Source organism: Bradyrhizobium sp. CB3481 (genome assembly GCF_029714305.1).
Taxonomy (GTDB): Bacteria; Pseudomonadota; Alphaproteobacteria; order Rhizobiales; family Xanthobacteraceae; genus Bradyrhizobium.
In genome coordinates, this window is the sequence record NZ_CP121647.1 from 7,257,473 (window position 1) to 7,273,941 (window position 16,469).

Genomic DNA, 16,469 nt, shown 5'->3' on the forward strand with positions numbered 1-16,469 from the left:
CCTGCAGCTCCTCGACGCTGCAGGAGATCGTAGTCAGCACTTGACCCGCTTCTGCTCGCGATCGACGGCCGCCTTCACGCCGGCAGACGCACGCGGATATTTCCGCCCGACCTCGCCGAGCGCCGCGCAGGCGGCTTCCTTTTCCTTCAGTGCCGCCAACGACTGGCCGAGCCGCAGCAGTGCATCAGGCGCCTTGCCGGACTTGTCGTGTTTGGAGGTCACGCCGAGGAACGCTTCGGCGGCGTCGCGATATTGCTGGCGCTGGAAATAGCTTTCGCCGAGCCAGTATTGCGCGTCTCCGACCAGCGCATCGTTCGGATATTTCTGCGCGAAGTTCTTCATGGTCTCTTCGGCCAGCGCATAGTCCTTGCGCTGCATGTAGCCGATGCCGAGATCGAACTCGTCCTTCGGCGTCGCCGAAGGCGGCAGCGTGGCCAGCGCGGCGCTGGCGCCGGGTCCTGGGCCGCGCGGCGGAGCGGCCGCGGGCAAGGCGCCGGCGGAATCACGCGGGCCACCGATATTGAGCGGCTCGCCAGGAGCGTGTCCGCCGGGGGCACCGACCGCAGCGTCGCTCGACATCGGCATCTGGCCGCCGCCGAGTGCCCGCGGCGCACCGGGAGCATTGGGGTTCTGGCTTGGGTCGAAGGCATCGCCGCGGCGCCGTCCTCCGGCTCCGGGGGCGGCCTGCTCCTGCACGATGGGTGCGGGCGAGGCAATCTGCGGCTGCCGGTCATAGCCGGGCTGCGCCTGCGGGTAGCCCTGCGGTTGCTGGCGATAGCCCTGTTGCTGCGGATACCCCTGTTCTGCGGCGGGACCAGGCTGAACCGGCGGCGGCGCGGCGGCCACGCCGGGCTGCGCCGCTTGAGGCTGGCCGCCCGGTGCCGGCGGCGCAGCGCCGAGCTGGCGCAGCCGCTCTTCGAGCTGCCGATTGCGGTACTGCAACTCCTCGTTCTGGCCGGTCAATTGCCGAAGCTGCTGTTCCAGCCGCTGGATCCGCATTTCCGCGTCGCCATCATCGGACTGCGGCTGGCCCTGCGGATAGCCTTGCGGCGCGCGTTCGCGTTCCCATGGAAACGTGATCTGTGCGGACGAGGTCTGGACAGACAAAGCCAGCATCGCGGCAATCGCCGCGGCGCCCGCTGCATTAAGGAATCTGGATGACATTTTGCCCTGACGACGAAATTCCGTGTCAAACGAAAGCAGAACACTCTGAGTAAGGGAGTACGCCGGAATTGTGACTGGCGCCTCCGATTCGGCTCGCTGGTTCCGGTATGGTTTAGTATCCCCTTCAAGACAAGCCGCATGGCCCGGCGGGCCGTTCACAAATCGAAGGAGCCCTGCCCATGCACGTAACCGTGAACGGGGTGCGGCTGTTCTTCGATGTCGAGGGCCCGAAGCTCGTCCCCGACGGACCCGTGATGCGGGAAAAGCCAGTCTTGCTGATGCTGCATGGCGGGCCTGGCGCTGACCATTCGATCTACCGGCCCGCCTACTCGGCCTTGGCCGACATCGCCCAGATCGTCTACCTCGACCATCGCGGCAACGGCCGCAGCGAGGATGGGCCGCGCGAGGCGTGGAATCTGGCGCAGTGGGGCGACGACGTCGCTGCGTTTTGCGACACGCTCGGCATCAGCAGTCCGATCGTGCTGGGTGCATCGTTCGGCGGCATGGTTGCGCTCAGCTATGCGACGCGGCACCCGAAGCACCCCTCGAAACTGATCCTGATCAGCACGGAAGCCCGCGGCGGCTCGTATCCGGAGCGTCGCGTGACGCTGTTCGAGCGCCTCGGCGGTCCGGAAGCGGGCGCGCTGGCCCGACGCCGGTTCCTGGAGCCGCAAAGCCCGTGGGGCCTGGCAGAGCGCGACGCCTGGCTACGGCTCGCCTTGCCTTTCTATACGCGCCGGCCGCGCGACCCGGACATGGCGCGCCGCGCCGTCAATCGCGCCGCGGTGGGTCTCCACTGGTTCGCGAGGCCCGGCGGCGAGAGCGACCGGTTCAACATGTTGCCGGATCTTGACCGCATCCGGTGTCCGACCCTGGTGATCGGCGGCGAGGACGATCCGATGCATCCGATCGAAAGCCAGGCGGACATCGCAGCCGCGCTACCAGCTCATCTGGTGCAGTTCGAACGGTTCGCGGATTGCGGGCACGGCGTCGTGCCCGATGCGCCTGAACAAGCGATGGCACTCATCCGCAATTTTGTCCTGAAGCGCTAGATGAACTTCCTGCCGCGTTTTCTTAAGGCGCGCCCGCATCCACTTGGCCTGAAAGCACTATGCCAAATTAAACCGGCGCCCGAAGGCGCCGGTTTTGAGAACTAATGAAAGCGCTAACGCTCAGGCGCCGGCGTTCAGCACCGTGACGGCGCGGCGGTTCTGCGACCAGCAGGAGATGTCGTTACACACCGCCACCGGACGCTCCTTGCCGTAGGAGATCGTGCGCATGCGGTTCGGATCGATGCCGCGCGAGGCGAGATAGCTGCGCACCGACTGGGCGCGGCGCGCGCCGAGCGCGATGTTGTATTCGCGGGTGCCGCGTTCGTCGGCATGGCCTTCGATCGTGAAGGAGTAGCGGTTGTAGGTCTGCAGCCACTGCGCCTGCTTGTCGAGGGTTGCGATCGCCTGCGGGCTCAGATCGGTCTGGTCGCTCTCGAAGAACACGCGGTCGCCGACATTGACCACGAAATCCTGCTGGCTCCCCGGGGTGGCCGCGCTCGCCATCGCGCCATCGGCGCCGATGTTGTTCTTGGCGCAGGCGCCCATCGACAGCGCCACCGCGACCACAGCCGCCAGCTTCCATCCCTGGAGGATACGCATCTGGTATTTCATTCCGGAGCCTCCAACGCTCACGTTTTTCGACTGTGATCCGGTCTACAGGTCGATGGTTAAACGAACGTTCCGTCAACCTTGATGGAACCTTGCCCGGCTCGATCAAATGCCGACAAACCGTGAAAAGCCACTGCGATAGTTAATGATTTGTAAATGTGGCGTGATGGTGAAGGCAAGTGCCCGAGGCCGGAAATCACCGGAATTGGCCAGTCCAGGGCAATATTCTTCGCGAAATGGCAAGCCTTCGCGCCCGGGATTTGACCTTAGACAGCAGGCGCGACGGGCCCGCATGATTCGGGTCCGTCGGCCATAGCTTCAGTTCAGGAATTCGGGGCGATCGAGGCCTGCGCGTATTCGGCAACCTTCGCTGCCGGCCGCGCCCGTCGCTCGCTGGGGCGCTCGAACAGCATGCGCCGCTCGAAGGCCGTCGAGCGCATCATCGGATAACGCTCGAACACCTTTTCCTTCATCGCCGGGAAATCCGCCGCCATCAATCCGACCGGCTTCAGCAGGCCGGGGAAGAAGCGCGGCTCAGCGATGGTTTCATGCAGGAACACACGGCGGTAGAACGCCTGATGCTCGGCGCGCACGATCGCAAGCCCGAGATCGGCGTTGAAATACTCGCACGCCATATAGGCGAGCCGCAGCGTCAGGTAGGGCAGTTCCGGATAACGCCTGGCTTTGTCCGGATCGGCGACGAAACGTGCGGGATCGATGATGACCTCGCCCCGATCGAGCCGGGGGTACAGGATTTCACCGAATGCCTCGGCCGAACAGGACTCCCGCCATTCGGATGTCAGCACGCTGATACGAACGGAGCTGTAGAGTTCTCCGTGCAGATAGACGCCAAACGTCCACGAATTCGGCAGGTCGTCATACTGATCGGTGACACGCTGCGCGGGTGATTCCTTCACTGCGCCCTCGCGAAGATAGGCGCGATAGCGAAGGTTGTAGATCTCTTCTTTTTCTTCGGGTGTTTGCGCGAGACGATAGTCGACTTGATCCAACAGGTCCGAGCTTCGTCCAAAGGCCGTCGAAACTTCGGCCGGGGACCTCATTTACTGCACTCCTAGCGCTACTAGCAACCTCTGCGAGCCAAGGAGAAGATTAACAGCTTCTTAACGGATTGCAAACAGTACACAATCTTAGGGTTAAGAGCCCCGGGACCCCGTATTTTCACGGAGTTTTAAGCGATGGACCGCGAGGCGACCGGGACCAGATGGCTCTCCGGCGGGCGGCGGCCATGCGAGGCATTCAGGAGCTGACGAACCCGCACCGCGGGCACCGGCGGGCTGAACAGATAGCCCTGCGCCTCGGTCACCGCGCCATCGGCGCTGATCAGTTCGAGCTGCTCGTTGGTCTCGATGCCCTCGACCACGACCGACATGCCGAGGTCGGCCGACAGCCGTGCGACGCCCCGCAGCAGCGTCAGCGGACGATCGCTGTCGATCCCTTCCAGGAACGAGCGATCGATCTTCACCTTCTGCAAGGGGAAGTTGTGCAGGTAGCTCAGGCTCGAATAACCGGTGCCGAAATCGTCGAGCGAGATCCGCACGCCGAGCGAATGCAGCTGCGACAGTACGTCGTGCGTCAGCTGGGTATTGCGCAGCAGCGAGGATTCGGTGATCTCGATCTCAAGCCGGTTGGCCGGCAGGCCGGACACCTCGAGCGCGTAGCGCACTTCGCTCAGCACGTCGCGCTGGTGGAACTGCTGCGGCGAGAAATTGACGGCGACGCTGACGCCTTCCGGCCACTTCATGCATTCCATGCAGGCCTTGCGCAGAATCCAGCGGCCGAGATCGACGATCAGGCCCATGTCCTCGGCAATCGGAATGATGTCGGTCGGCGACACCGTGCCACGCACCGGATGATTCCAGCGGATCAGCGCCTCGCAGGTCGAGATGCGTCCCGACTTGAGGTTGACTAGCGGCTGGAAGAACAGCTCGAATTCCTCGTTGGCCAGCGCCTTGCGCAAATCCAGTTCGAGGATGCGGCGGGATTCGACGACCTGCGCCATCTCGTCCCGGAAGAAACAGAAAGTGCCGCGGCCGTCGGCCTTGGCGCGATACAGCGCCATGTCGGCGTTCTTGAGCAGCGTGTCGGCGCTGACGCCGCGCGAGGTCATCGCGATGCCAACGCTGGCGCCGATCTCGACCAGATGATTGTCGATCTTGTAGCGCTCGCTCAGCCGATCGACGATGCGCTGGGCAAGGCCGGCGGCGTCGTCGGCGGAATGGATGTTCTGCTGGAATACCACGAACTCGTCGCCACCGAAGCGCGCCACGAAATCCTCCGGCCGCAGCATCTCGCGCAGTCGTCCCGCCACCGCGCATAATAGCTGGTCGCCGCAGGGATGGCCGAGCGTGTCGTTGACCTGCTTGAACTGGTCGAGGTCGATGAACAGCAGCGCGGACAAATGGTCGGCGTCCTGCTGGACGGCGAGTAGCCTCCCGATCTCGTCTCTGAAATTGACCCGGTTCGGCAGCGTGGTCAGTTCGTCGTAACGCGCCAGATGGCTGATGCGGGCTTCCGCATTGCGGCGTTCGGTAATGTCTTCGACCAGCACGACCGCGCCGCCGTCCTCCATCGCCTGGAACGTCCACGACAGCGACCGGCCACGCGCGATATCGGGATCGGTCGTGACCGTGTCGCGAGCCCGGGTGTTCACGATCTCCGACAGGATCATCTCGCCGCTCGCCGCTGAGATCGCGCCGGAATCGATGCAGGCCGCGACGATGTCGTGTGCGTTGGCGCCGCGCTGGATGAGACCCCCGGACAGGTTCATCATCTGGCTGAAGCGGTGGTTCATCACGGCCAGCCGGCCGTCGGCGCGAAACATGCAGAGCCCGTGCGGCATGTTGTTCAACGCGGTGTCGAACTGGCCGGCGAGAGCCGCTTCCCTGAAGCTCGACGTGAAGGCCTTGACGAAGATGGCGTGCAGGCTGAGGTTGATGTCCTTCAGCCCGACGAAAAACAGCACCAGCAGCACTGCGAGGCTGACGTAATAAAAATCGCCATGCAGCGCGAGCGCCAGCGACATCGGCCCGCATGCCAGCAGGATATGATACTGGATCAGCTTGGGACGCCCGTAGTTGCGCGCCGCGCCGCCGGCCGTATAGCCGACCGTCGCCGCGACACACACCGCGTGGGCAACGGCGTCGTCATTGGCGAAAATGGTGAGAAAGCACCAGATGCCGACCACGCTGGCATACAGCATGGCGCCAGCCGCGTAGCGCGGCTCCAGGTACCTGGCCTGCTCGTATGTCAGCACCTGGGTGCGGCGTTCGTATTTGCGCATGTGGAGAGCGCGAACCGTGCCGATCCCGATGATCAGGACCGCGCAGGGCCACAACAGCACGTTGCCGGTCTTCAGCGCCGTCAGTACGGCGGCGACCGCCGTGCTGACCGAGCCGATGAACATGGGCCAGAAATTCTGGCACATCGAATCGACCAGTGCCGCATAGAGCACAGGCTCCAGCTCTTCACGGCTGCTTCGCTTTTTCGGGTCGACCAACTGCATCGGCAGGGCACGCGTCCTGTTAGGATAGGTATTTCTACCCGCCTCAGATGAAGTCTTTCTGAGGGAACATCGTTACCGGGACGTTGCTTTTTGCTGAGAAGCGAAAAAATATTCCTGCAAAATCAGTAGGCTAGGCAATGTTTGCCGATTAACGACTGCACGCCCTTGCAGTCGAGTTCCATTATGACAGCAATGGCGACCACGCCGGATCGGAAGCAAAACCGGGCGTTGGTACCCGCAATTCGTTACGACCGGAGATGTCGACGGTGTACAGCGACGGGCCGCCGCTGCCGCCGGGATCGCGGAAGAACATCACGACGCGGCCGTTCGGCGAAAAGGTCGGCCCTTCATTGTGGAAGCCCGAGGTGAGGATGCGTTCGCCCGAACCATCGGTCTTCATGATGCCGATCGCGAAGGCACCGCCGCCCTGCTTGGTGAAGGCGATGTAGTCGCCGCGCGGCGACCAGACCGGCGTCGAGTAGCTGCCCTCGCCGAACGAGATGCGCTGCGCGCCGCCGCCATTGGCCGGCATCACGTAGATCTGCGGCTTGCCGCCGCGATCGGATTCGAAGCAGATGCGGCTGCCGTCAGGCGAATAGGACGGCGAGGTGTCGATCGCCGGCGTATCGGTGAGCCGCGTCGTCGATTTCGAGCGCAGGTCCATCACGAACAGGTTGGAGTTGCCGCCCTGCTGCAGGCTCATGATGATGCGCTGGCCGTCCGGCGAGAACCGCGGCGAGAACGACATGCCGGGGAAATTGCCGACGATCTCGCGCTGCCCAGTCTCGACATTGAACAGGTAGACGCGCGGATCGCCCTGGCCGAATTCCATATAGGTGATCTCTTGTGTCGACGGCGAGAACCGCGGCGTCAACACCAGGTCGGAGCCCTTGGTGAGATAGCGGACGTTGGCGCCGTCCTGATCCATCAGCGCCAGCCGCTTGACGCGCCGCTCCTTCGCGCCGGTCTCGTCGACGAATACGACGCGGCTGTCGAAATAACCCTTTTCGCCCGTGAGACGCTCGTAGATCTGGTCGGAGATGATATGGGCGATGCGCCGCCAGTATTCCGGCGAGGTGAAATATTGCTGGCCGGCGAGCTGCTGCTGCTGGTTGACGTCCCAGAGCCGAAATTCGGCCTTGAGGCGGCCGTCGCCCTGCCGCGTCATGCGGCCAAGCACCAGCGCCTGCGCGTTGATCTGCTTCCAGCTCTGAAACGTCGGCGGGCTGTCTGGATTGCTGATGCGCTCGATGAAGGCAGCCGGATCGATCGGCGCGAACAATCCGCTGCGCTTGAGGTTGTTGGTGATGACCTGCGACACGCCGACGCCGACCTCGGCATCGCCGGGCGTGCCGGCCACGAAATTCGTAATTGCGATCGGAAGCGGTGTGAATTCGCCCTCTGGAATGACGACTCGCTTCTGCGCAAAGGCATGACGACCGCCGGCGACTGCGCCAAGCGCAGCTATTCCGGAAATGATCTGCCGGCGGCTCGGGCGATACAGCATGTTCGGCAATCCATTTTTGTCAGTCATCGCTTCAAACTTTGCTCATATCTCGCATTGCTAACAGGTGGCCGCCACGTGACCAAATCGTTAGACCTTTTCCTTGAACACAGGCGCGAAATATTTCCATTCATCATACATGGCCGCCGGCAGCTTGTAGGGCTGGCATTCGATGATGGCCCGCAGCGCGCTCTCCTGGTAGACGCGCAGGAATGGGGTCGCCGGTGTTCCTTCCGGAACAGGCGCGCCTTCGAGCGTGCCGTCGCGCTTCAGGCGAATGGCGAACGCCACTTCAGGCTTCTGCGACTCGATGCCGCCATAGGGCTTCTTCCAGCAACGCTCGACTTGGCGCTGGAACATCGAGCCCCAGGTGGCGGAATTGTCCGCCGCCGCGCCCTTGGCGGTGCCAAGTGCGGCATTGGAATTCATGGTGTCGCCGGCCGCGGCCTGGCGCGTCGGATCGCGTTTGTCGAGCAGCGCCGCGATCTGGCTCTGGTCGAAATGCCGCTCCACGATTCTTTGCTTCGGCGGCTCCGGCGGCTTGGCCTGCACCGGCTTCGGCGGCGGTGGCGGCTTCTTCTCTTCCTTCTTGATAGTGTCGCCGATCTGATCGACCTTCTGCTCAGGTTTTTTCTCGACCGGCTTCGGCTCTTCCTTCGGCTTCTCGACGACCTTGGGCGGGTCGGGTTTCTTCTCGACCGGCTTTTCCTCGGCCTTTGGCTGCGGCTGCGGCGCGGTCTCGGTCACCACAGGCGCCTTCTCGGTGATCTTGCCCACGGCGTCATCGACTGGCTTGGCTTCGGCGATCTTCTCGACCAGCGGCTTGGGATTTTCCTTCTTGCCGGTCTTCATCCCGGCCATGGTCTTGGCCAGCTCATTCGCCGAGATGACGTCGACGGGCACCGAATCTTCCGGCGGCATTTCAAGCGCCTTGGTCGAGAACGACAGCATCACCCACCCCAGCACGAGGACGTGCAGGGCAACCGACGCTAGAACCGTCTTGTCGACCTTGACCTTCACTTGAGCTTTCCCGCTCCCCCGTCAGCCATCGCGTGCCGCATGCTTTTAGGACCCCTGCTCCGGCACGATCACGATATTCGCCTTGAACCCCGCCTGCCGAATATACCCCAAAAGTTTCATCATATCCGTGTAGCAGACGTCCTTGTCGCCCCGCAGGTATACCACCCGCTCCGCCTCCGACCGGGTCTCCTTGATCGCCGTGATCTTCGGCAGCAGCTCGTTGGCCGGAATTGGCGAATCCCCGAGATAGAGTTCGACGTTGGAGTTGCACGCGCCGCCGGTGCGCTTGACCGACAGCGTCAGCGGCGGGGCGTTGGCCTGGATCTGCTTGCCGCCGCCGGCGACCGGCAGGTCGATATCGATGCTCGAGGTCATCAGCGGCGCCGCCACCATGAAGATGATGAGCAGCACCAGCATCACGTCGACCATCGGCGTGACGTTGATCTCCGCCATCACGGCGGCACGACGCCGGCCGCGGCGTCCGCCGCCACCAGCCGAACCTGCCATGTTCATCGCCATGATCGTGCTCTCACGCTGCGCTCGTCATGTGCCATCCTCATCCGCGCTCGTCGATCTGGCGCGACAGGATGGCGGAAAACTCGTCGGCAAAACCTTCCAGGCGCTGCGCCTGCCTGTTCACCTCGGATGTGAACTTATTGTAGAAAATCGTCGCGGGGATGGCGGCGATAAGCCCGATAGCGGTCGCAAACAGCGCTTCGGCAATGCCGGGCGCGACAACCGCGAGCGAAGTATTTTTCGAGGCCGCGATCGACTGGAAGCTCGACATGATGCCCCAGACGGTTCCGAACAGGCCGACGAAGGGGCCTGCCGAGCCGACGGTCGCCAGCACAAGCAGCCGCCGCTCCAAGCGCTCGACCTCGCGCGCGATCGAGACGTTCATCACCTTCTCGATGCGCATCTGCAGGCCGGCGAAGGAGCGCGACTGGCTCTCGAACGAACGCTTCCACTCGCGCATCGCCGCGACGAAGCACGCCGCCATCGATTGCGTCGGCTTTGCCGACAGTGCGCGATAGAGTTCCTCGATCGACTGTCCCGACCAGAATGCCTGCTCGAAACGGTCCATCGCGCGCTTGGTGCGCGAATAAAGGAAGATCTTGTCGATTGCGATCGCCCAGACCCAGACCGAACAGGCGAGCAGGCCGAGCATGACCGTCTTGACGACCCAATGCGCCTGCATGAACAGCGCGATCAGCGATACGTCGGCCGATACCATCGGCAAGGCTGACTGAGCGACGTCAGCGGGATTCATGAGCGGTATCCTCTCAACGCAGTGTCCCTATTTCCTCCGGGAGCAAATGGCTGCCGGCTCTACAGCCGCGCGTCGGGCGCGGCGATTTTCGCAGCGCGAGAGCTCTCTTGGTGTCGCATGGGGGGCCCGCCGAAAGCCGGGCATTGCTTCCCCTGCCAACATGTCAAAACGAGGGCTGTCAGCGCGTCATTCCGTCCCTAACCAAACGCTAAGCTTGGTTAAGTTTTGGTTACCAAAGGGGAACTTGGCTGCCGGAAATCCAGGCCGGCCGGGGGTTTACGGATCGGCCGGGCCCGGGTTCCCCCGGGATGGGGGGCGGGGCGGTACCAGGGCATGGAAGCCGTTGGGATCGGCGGCGTGTGCACCACACACCGCTGTCATCCTCCGCGCAGGTGGAGGATCCAGTACGCCGCGGCTTATCGGTTCAATCATTGGCGTCTCTGGGATACTGGATCCCCGCCTTCGCGGGGACGACAACTGAATATGAGGCGGCAATCTCGCGACATGGATTGCCCGAGGCTTGCTGAAACTTTCCCGCCCTCTTCATTGTGAGGGCGCAGGGAAGACCGGGTGCGCGCCGCACCCGCGGTCCCGTGTGCCATTATGCGCATAGGCAAAAGGTGCACACGAGCATACAGGTTCGGCGGGAGCATCCCGGCCTTCCCTGCGCAATGGCTTTACGGCTTACTTCGTGCTCTTCCCGGAGAACGGCTCTTTTGCCTCCGTCGCCCGCAAGCAGCTTTCGCTTCTCGCGGACTTAACGCCAGCACCACGGCGCCAGAACCACACGACTTCACCGTACGCGTCAGCCACACTCGTCCGTCATGGCCTCGGCGTCCATCGCATCTCGCCGCGCGTCAGTGACGATGGCCAACGCCCCTCATCTCGCGGTGAGACGGCGGTATTTATGCCGCTGATTTGGGTCAGAATGGAAGCGAAATATTTCTGATTCTCAGAAATTACTCGCTTGACGTCATTTCCGAAAATCGGAAGTGATTTGCCCGTCGGGCAATTGCATCATCGCTGCTGTAGGGTGGGCAAAGCGGAGCGTGCCCACCATCTGGCAGCGTGCTCGGTGAGAGATGGTGGGCACGTCGCTTGCGCTCCTTTGCCCACCCTACGGATTCGCAGTGTGCGGCAGCTCTTGCCTTGTCGCTCATGTAGGCGCGATCTAGCATGGTGCTCCGAACAAAATAACCGTGCGGACGAAAACCGCATTTGCAGGGAGAAAACATGAAGCCGTTCATGATGGTTGCCGCTGTCGTTGCCGGCATTGCCGCTCATTCGGCGAATGCCGCGCCGCTGCCCGAGGCAAAGCCGGATGAAGCCGGATTTTCGCAGCAGGGACTGGCGCGCCTCGATGATTTCTTCGCACGCGAGATCGCCGCCAAACGCGTGCCCGGCGCCGTGGTCGCGATCGCGCGCGATGGAAAGCTCGTGCAGTACAAGGCGTATGGCCAGCTTGATCCGGCCAAGGGCACGCCGATGACGCTGGACGCCGTGTTCGCGCTGGCCTCCATGACCAAGCCGATGGCTGCCGTCGCGGGCCTGACGCTGATGGAACAGGGCCGCCTACCGCTCAAGGCAAAGCTCGCGGATTACTATCCCGGATTCGCCGAGATGAAAGTGGGGGTTCCCCAGGCGGACGGTTCCTTGAAGCTCGATGCGCAGGCTTCGCCGATCTTCATCCACGACCTACCGGCACACGTCCGGTCTGATGTATGGCGGACGTCCGGACAGCTCGAGCCCGGTGGCGCGTCAATATCCCGACGGCACTGCGCCGGCGATCGAAGGCGATACCCAGGCCTTCATCGACCGCATCACCAAACTGCCGCTGGCTCACCAGCCGGCGACGGTTTTCGAATACGGCTTTTCGATCGACGTGCTCGGCGCGGTGGTTGAAAAGGTCAGCGAGCAGCGGCTTGGCGATTATCTCGCCAGCAATGTGTGGCAGCCACTCGGCATGAAGGACGCGACGTTTCACCCCACCGATGCGCAGCGCACACGGCTTGCCCGGCCATTTCCCAATGACCCGCTGACCGGCAAGCCGCAGGCGATCAAGCTTTTGGATACGCCGACCAAGTTCGACTGCGGCGGCGCCTGCGCGTTCGCCACCGTCGGCGACTACGTGCGCTTCGGACAGATGCTGCTCAATGGCGGCGAGCTCGACGGCCAGCGCATTCTCGGGCCCAAGACCGTGCACCACATGATCTCGAACCACCTTGGTCCGGAGAATCAAGAACAACGTCGGCAATGTCGAGCCGCATCGCGGCAGCTTCAGCTTTGGCCTCAGCGTGGCGGTGCGCACCTGCGAGGGCCTGTCGGCGGTGCCGGGCAATCCCGGCGAGTTCACCTGGAACGGCGCCTACGGCACGCAATTCTTCTGCGACCCGAAGGAGCGGCTTGTCGTGGTGGTGGGAACGGCGGCACCGGGCGAGCTGCGAAAATACTACCGCGAGCAGGTGCAGGACATCGTCTACGGGGCGATGGTGAAGTAGGTCGTTGCACACGATGCGCTTGTAGGGGTGGGCAAAGGAGCGGAGCGACGTGGCCACCATGCATCATCGAGCACACTGCGGGATGGTGGGCACGCTTCGCTTTGCCCACCCTACGGCAGCTGCGGGACCGTCGCTCCCCTGCCACGCACTCAGGCGGAAACTTCCGGGTAATTCGTCAATCGCGCGGGAACGCCGACGGCGGTGCAGCCGGCGGGCACGTCTTGCTCGACGAGCGCCCCGGCGCCGATCTTGGCGAAATCATCAATGCTGACACCGCCGATCATGGTCGACCCGCCGCCAAGATAAACGCCGTTGCCGATCTTCGGCGCGCGATCCGGCTCCGAATGTTTGCGGCCAATGGTGACGTTCTGCAAAATTGTCACCCCGTCACCAATCACGACAAAGGCTCCGATGATGATGCCAGTGGCGTGATCGAGGAACACCGACGTCCCGATCGATGCGGTAGGGTGAATGCTGACCTGAAGCAGGTCCGACGACAGGCTTTGCAGCAGAAGCGCGAGATCGTGGCGCCCTTCGCGCCACAGCCAGTTCGAGACGCGCCAGGCCTGCAGCGCGATGTATCCCTTGAAGTTCAACAGCGGCGGCAGCAGCGTTGTCTTGGCGGGATCGTGAACCGCGATGCTCTGCAGGTCGAGGCTGGCGGCTTCGACCAGATCGGGCGATGCCGTGAACGCCTCGCGCGCGAAATGTGCGAAATGCGCGCGATCCTCTGCCGTCTTGCCGAGCCGCGCGCCGATCCGGTGCGCCAGCGCATGCGCGAAATCGGGATGATCGAGAATGGACGAGGCGAGCGTGACGCCGAACACAGGATCGCGCGTAATGGCGCTTTCGGCTTCCTGGCGGATCGAGCGCCAGAGCAGATCGACAGACAGGCTTTCAATCATGACGTCCGCCCTTGGGTTAGCGCGTCACACATTATAGAACCGCCGCGAAGGCGCCGCTAGCGGACCGTGTTCGCTTAGCCGCAGATCCCCGACACCCGCTTGCTGTTGCGGTCGCAGTTCGGTCGTTTCTTCGATAGCCAAAGAACAAACCGCCCACCTGCTCTCGCAAATGGGCGGTTGTATCCGCCGTCGGGCGTCATGGGGGCATCACACCCGCGGCTGAATTCCACTTACTTTTGACGCGTTTTCTTCACGCGAACCGGTACCCACTTCGCTTGAAAACGCTACGCTTGACGTCAGCCCTGCTGCGGCTGGTCGTTCGGCGGGGTCGGACGCTGCTTGTGCTGCGCCATGAACGCGTCGAACTCTTCCTTGTCCTTGGCGTGACGCAGGCGGTCGAGGAAGTTCCTGAACTCGACCTGCTCTTCCTCAAGCCGGCGCAGGGTTTCCATGCGGTACTCGTCGAAGGCGCGGTTGCCGCTGGAGGGCTGGCCGAAGCCGAAGCCGCCAAAACCACGGCGCTCCATGCGGCCGCGCATCCGGTCCATCTTGTACTGCATCCGCTCCATCTTGTTCTGCCAGCGGTCTCCGTGGCTCCAGCAACCCATCTTTCTGCTCCCTAGTGTGAAAAAGAGAAGGGCAAGGCCGATCGGCCACCAGATGATAAAGCCGAGAATGGTCACCACGATCCAGCCGGGGTGCCACGGGCTCTCAAGCATATGCGGACGATAGGTCTCTTCAGTCGGGCCGCGCCATCGATTGACATCTGCGGTGTAGGCCATTTCCCTCTCCATGACGGCGATCACGCCGTTGTGAATGTAAATAACATTTACATACCTAAACCGTCCCGCGTTTTTGTCAAGCGGGTGCCTCGCCGCACCCGTCGAAAAATTATTTGCGGTTGCCCCAGGGACCGGATGGCGGAACCGGTGGCGGACTCGGCGGTGTCTGTTCGGAAGCCCGGCGGTCGGTCGGGAAGCCGAGGCCGCGCAGATAGATCAGCACCTGCGCTTCCAGCAGTTCGTCCGGCGCCATCGGCAATTTGCGCCGCGCGCCGTCGCCGCGGCCGAACAGCGAGGCGACGCCGTGTGCCATCGACCAGATGTGCAGCGCCATCATCAGCGCGGGCGGACGCGGCACGCCCGGGGGCGCCATCGCCGCGAGCCGCTCGGCGGCAGCGCGGATGATCGCGAAGGCGCGCTCGCTCGCCGCCATCAAATTAGGATTGGACTCGACGGGAATGCCCGATTCGAACATCGCCGAGTAGAATGCCGGCTCGTTGCGGGCGAACGCCAGATAGGCCTTGCCGACCCGTTCGAAGGCGGTGACCGTGTCCGGACGGCCGTCGTCCCAGGACTGCGTCAGCATCGCCTCGAACTGCTCGAAACCACGCTGGGCGATCGAGGAGAGAAGCTCGTCGCGGTCGCGAAAATGCCGATAGGGCGCAGCCGGGCTGACGCCGGCCATCCGCGCGGCATCGGCGAAGGTGAAGCCGGCCGGCCCCTTCTGCGAGATCAGATCGAGCGCCGCCTGCAGCAACGCCTCTTTCAGATTGCCGTGATGATAGCCGCGCTCGCTGCGGCCTTGGTCCTTGCGCCAGCTCATGTAAAGGGCTTTTACATGAGCCGGCAGTAAAGGTCACTTATTTTGCGCGTTCAGGAAGGTTAACCGTTTGAGAAGGTCCCTCCGTACCGTCTTCCCGGGCTCGTGCCCCGGACGCGGCGCGGCACAGAGTGACGCGCCGCAGAGCCGGGGCCTATCCATCAATCAGGGTACCCGATGACATGGGTCCCGGCTCTGCGGCGCAGCGTTGCCTGACGATGCTGCGCATCGCTAGGCTGCACCGCGTCCGGGACACAAGAACGAGGGAGCAGAAGCACCTCACCGCGCCTTGTGAGCATTTCCCTTCTGCAGTTCCTCAAAGCCTTTCGCGGCCTGCTGCACTTCTTCCGAGAAATCCGCCATCTCCTGGACTTGGCGGATCTCGATGATCTCGTTTTCGGAGGCCGGGCACTTCTTCGCCCATTCGATCGCCTCCTCGCGCGACTTCACGTTGATCATCCAGTAACCGCCGAGCACTTCCTTGGCTTCGGTGAACGGGCCATCGGTGACCATGGGCTTGCCGGTACCGAAGGAGACGCGCGCGCCCATCGAGGGCGGATGCAGCCCGTCGAGGGCGATCAGGACGCCGGCATCCTTCAGCGCCTCGTTATAGGCCATCATCGCCTTGACCCGTTCAGGGTCGAGCTGAACGTCGGGCGGCGCGGTCTCATAGCCTAGGGGGATCATCAGCATCATAAAGCGCATGGTTGAGGGTCCTTTGCTCGGTCGTCATTCCGGGGCATCGCGCAGCGATGAACCCGGAATCTCGCGCTACAACTTCTGGATTCTCAGGTGCGCAATTGCGCACCATAGTTCAGCCCTGCGGGCTGCCCCGGAATGACGGGACAAAAACTATTTCTTTGCCGCCTGGGCGCGCAGGCGCTCTTCCTGCTCGCGCAGTTCAGGGGTGAGCGCTTCGCCAAAATCTTCCGCCGAGAACACCTGACGTATTTCGATCTCGTCGCCATCGGCGAACGGCGCGCGCTTCATCCAGGCGATCGCCTCGTCCAACGATTTGGTGTTGATAAGCCAGAATCCGCAAACGATATCCTTGCTCAGCGCGAAAGGCCCGCGCGTGACGCCCTCGCCGCTGCCATACCTGATCCGCGCGCCCTTCGAGGTCGGATGCAGGCCCTCGCCCGCCTCCATCACGCCGGCCTTGACCAGTTCCTCGTTGAACTTGCCCATCGCCGCCAGCAGTTCCGTGCTCGGCATGACGCCGGCTTCCGTATCCTTGCTGGCCTTCACAATCACCATGAATCGCATCGTCATTCTCCATTTCCGTCGTGCTGGTGCGGCGACTGTCGCGCCGGCCTTCGTCA

Annotated in this window: 14 protein-coding genes and 1 pseudogene; 2 read left to right on the forward strand and 13 right to left on the reverse strand. The window is 63.1% G+C overall.

The window, feature by feature from the left end; genetic code table 11:
• Positions 1–33 precede the first annotated feature (33 nt).
• Complete coding sequence (gene ybgF, locus QA643_RS35100) at positions 34–1,164, reverse strand: tol-pal system protein YbgF (protein ID WP_283030217.1); 1,131 nt, start codon at positions 1,162–1,164, stop codon at positions 34–36.
• Between the two features lie 200 nt (positions 1,165–1,364).
• Between ybgF and QA643_RS35105 the strand changes: the two genes are divergently transcribed.
• Positions 1,365–2,216: an alpha/beta hydrolase gene (locus tag QA643_RS35105; protein WP_283030218.1), complete on the forward strand. Its 852-nt coding sequence runs from the start codon at positions 1,365–1,367 to the stop codon at positions 2,214–2,216.
• A gap of 120 nt (positions 2,217–2,336) precedes the next feature.
• Here the strand turns inward: QA643_RS35105 and pal are convergent, their stop codons facing one another.
• The 7 genes from pal to tolQ all read right to left on the reverse strand — a co-directional run bounded on the left by pal (position 2,337) and on the right by tolQ (position 10,142).
• On the reverse strand, positions 2,337–2,828 hold the full coding sequence (gene pal / locus QA643_RS35110; protein ID WP_283030219.1) for a peptidoglycan-associated lipoprotein Pal: 492 nt from the start codon (positions 2,826–2,828) through the stop codon (positions 2,337–2,339).
• A gap of 320 nt (positions 2,829–3,148) precedes the next feature.
• On the reverse strand, positions 3,149–3,886 hold the full coding sequence (locus QA643_RS35115; protein ID WP_283030220.1) for a hypothetical protein: 738 nt from the start codon (positions 3,884–3,886) through the stop codon (positions 3,149–3,151).
• A 128-nt stretch (positions 3,887–4,014) separates the two neighbouring features.
• Positions 4,015–6,348, reverse strand: coding sequence for an EAL domain-containing protein (locus QA643_RS35120; RefSeq protein ID WP_283030221.1), 2,334 nt, complete (start codon positions 6,346–6,348; stop codon positions 4,015–4,017).
• 181 nt (positions 6,349–6,529) lie between these two features.
• Positions 6,530–7,855, reverse strand: coding sequence for a Tol-Pal system beta propeller repeat protein TolB (gene tolB / locus QA643_RS35125; protein ID WP_283035035.1), 1,326 nt, complete (start codon positions 7,853–7,855; stop codon positions 6,530–6,532).
• Positions 7,856–7,942: 87 nt separating this feature from the next.
• Positions 7,943–8,872 (reverse strand): protein TolA, encoded by a 930-nt coding sequence (locus QA643_RS35130; protein WP_283030222.1) that lies wholly within the window; start codon positions 8,870–8,872, stop codon positions 7,943–7,945.
• 45 nt (positions 8,873–8,917) lie between these two features.
• Entirely contained in the window at positions 8,918–9,391 is a 474-nt protein-coding gene (locus tag QA643_RS35135; protein WP_283030223.1) for an ExbD/TolR family protein, read from the reverse strand.
• A gap of 37 nt (positions 9,392–9,428) precedes the next feature.
• Entirely contained in the window at positions 9,429–10,142 is a 714-nt protein-coding gene (tolQ, locus tag QA643_RS35140) for a protein TolQ (RefSeq protein WP_283030224.1), read from the reverse strand.
• A gap of 1,233 nt (positions 10,143–11,375) precedes the next feature.
• On the opposite strand from tolQ, the pseudogene QA643_RS35145 reads away from it, so the two are divergent.
• Positions 11,376–12,640: pseudogene (locus QA643_RS35145) on the forward strand (serine hydrolase domain-containing protein).
• 149 nt (positions 12,641–12,789) lie between these two features.
• Here QA643_RS35145 and QA643_RS35150 read toward each other — a convergent pair.
• The 5 genes from QA643_RS35150 to QA643_RS35170 all read right to left on the reverse strand — a co-directional run bounded on the left by QA643_RS35150 (position 12,790) and on the right by QA643_RS35170 (position 16,413).
• The gene (locus QA643_RS35150) at positions 12,790–13,545 is read right to left on the reverse strand and encodes a serine acetyltransferase (RefSeq protein WP_283030225.1); all 756 of its coding nucleotides are present in this window, start codon (positions 13,543–13,545) and stop codon (positions 12,790–12,792) included.
• Between the two features lie 296 nt (positions 13,546–13,841).
• Positions 13,842–14,327, reverse strand: a complete 486-nt coding sequence (locus tag QA643_RS35155; protein WP_283035036.1) for a DUF2852 domain-containing protein — start codon at positions 14,325–14,327, stop codon at positions 13,842–13,844.
• Between the two features lie 109 nt (positions 14,328–14,436).
• Positions 14,437–15,150, reverse strand: a complete 714-nt coding sequence (locus QA643_RS35160) for a TetR/AcrR family transcriptional regulator (protein ID WP_283030226.1) — start codon at positions 15,148–15,150, stop codon at positions 14,437–14,439.
• Positions 15,151–15,426: 276 nt separating this feature from the next.
• Positions 15,427–15,852, reverse strand: coding sequence for a YciI family protein (locus QA643_RS35165; protein ID WP_283030227.1), 426 nt, complete (start codon positions 15,850–15,852; stop codon positions 15,427–15,429).
• 147 nt (positions 15,853–15,999) lie between these two features.
• Entirely contained in the window at positions 16,000–16,413 is a 414-nt protein-coding gene (locus QA643_RS35170; RefSeq protein ID WP_283035037.1) for a YciI family protein, read from the reverse strand.
• Between the last annotated feature and the right edge of the window lie 56 nt (positions 16,414–16,469).

Coding starts and splice junctions, on each gene's coding strand:
- ybgF (WP_283030217.1), bottom strand. CDS start 1,164: ATGTCATCCAGATTCCTTAATGCAGCGGGCGCCGCGGCGATTGCCGCG.
- pal (WP_283030219.1), bottom strand. CDS start 2,828: ATGAAATACCAGATGCGTATCCTCCAGGGATGGAAGCTGGCGGCTGTG.
- QA643_RS35115 (WP_283030220.1), bottom strand. CDS start 3,886: ATGAGGTCCCCGGCCGAAGTTTCGACGGCCTTTGGACGAAGCTCGGAC.
- QA643_RS35120 (WP_283030221.1), bottom strand. CDS start 6,348: ATGCAGTTGGTCGACCCGAAAAAGCGAAGCAGCCGTGAAGAGCTGGAG.
- tolB (WP_283035035.1), bottom strand. CDS start 7,855: ATGCTGTATCGCCCGAGCCGCCGGCAGATCATTTCCGGAATAGCTGCG.
- QA643_RS35135 (WP_283030223.1), bottom strand. CDS start 9,391: ATGGCGATGAACATGGCAGGTTCGGCTGGTGGCGGCGGACGCCGCGGC.
- tolQ (WP_283030224.1), bottom strand. CDS start 10,142: ATGAATCCCGCTGACGTCGCTCAGTCAGCCTTGCCGATGGTATCGGCC.
- QA643_RS35150 (WP_283030225.1), bottom strand. CDS start 13,545: ATGATTGAAAGCCTGTCTGTCGATCTGCTCTGGCGCTCGATCCGCCAG.
- QA643_RS35155 (WP_283035036.1), bottom strand. CDS start 14,327: ATGGCCTACACCGCAGATGTCAATCGATGGCGCGGCCCGACTGAAGAG.
- QA643_RS35160 (WP_283030226.1), bottom strand. CDS start 15,150: ATGAGCTGGCGCAAGGACCAAGGCCGCAGCGAGCGCGGCTATCATCAC.
- QA643_RS35165 (WP_283030227.1), bottom strand. CDS start 15,852: ATGCGCTTTATGATGCTGATGATCCCCCTAGGCTATGAGACCGCGCCG.
- QA643_RS35170 (WP_283035037.1), bottom strand. CDS start 16,413: ATGCGATTCATGGTGATTGTGAAGGCCAGCAAGGATACGGAAGCCGGC.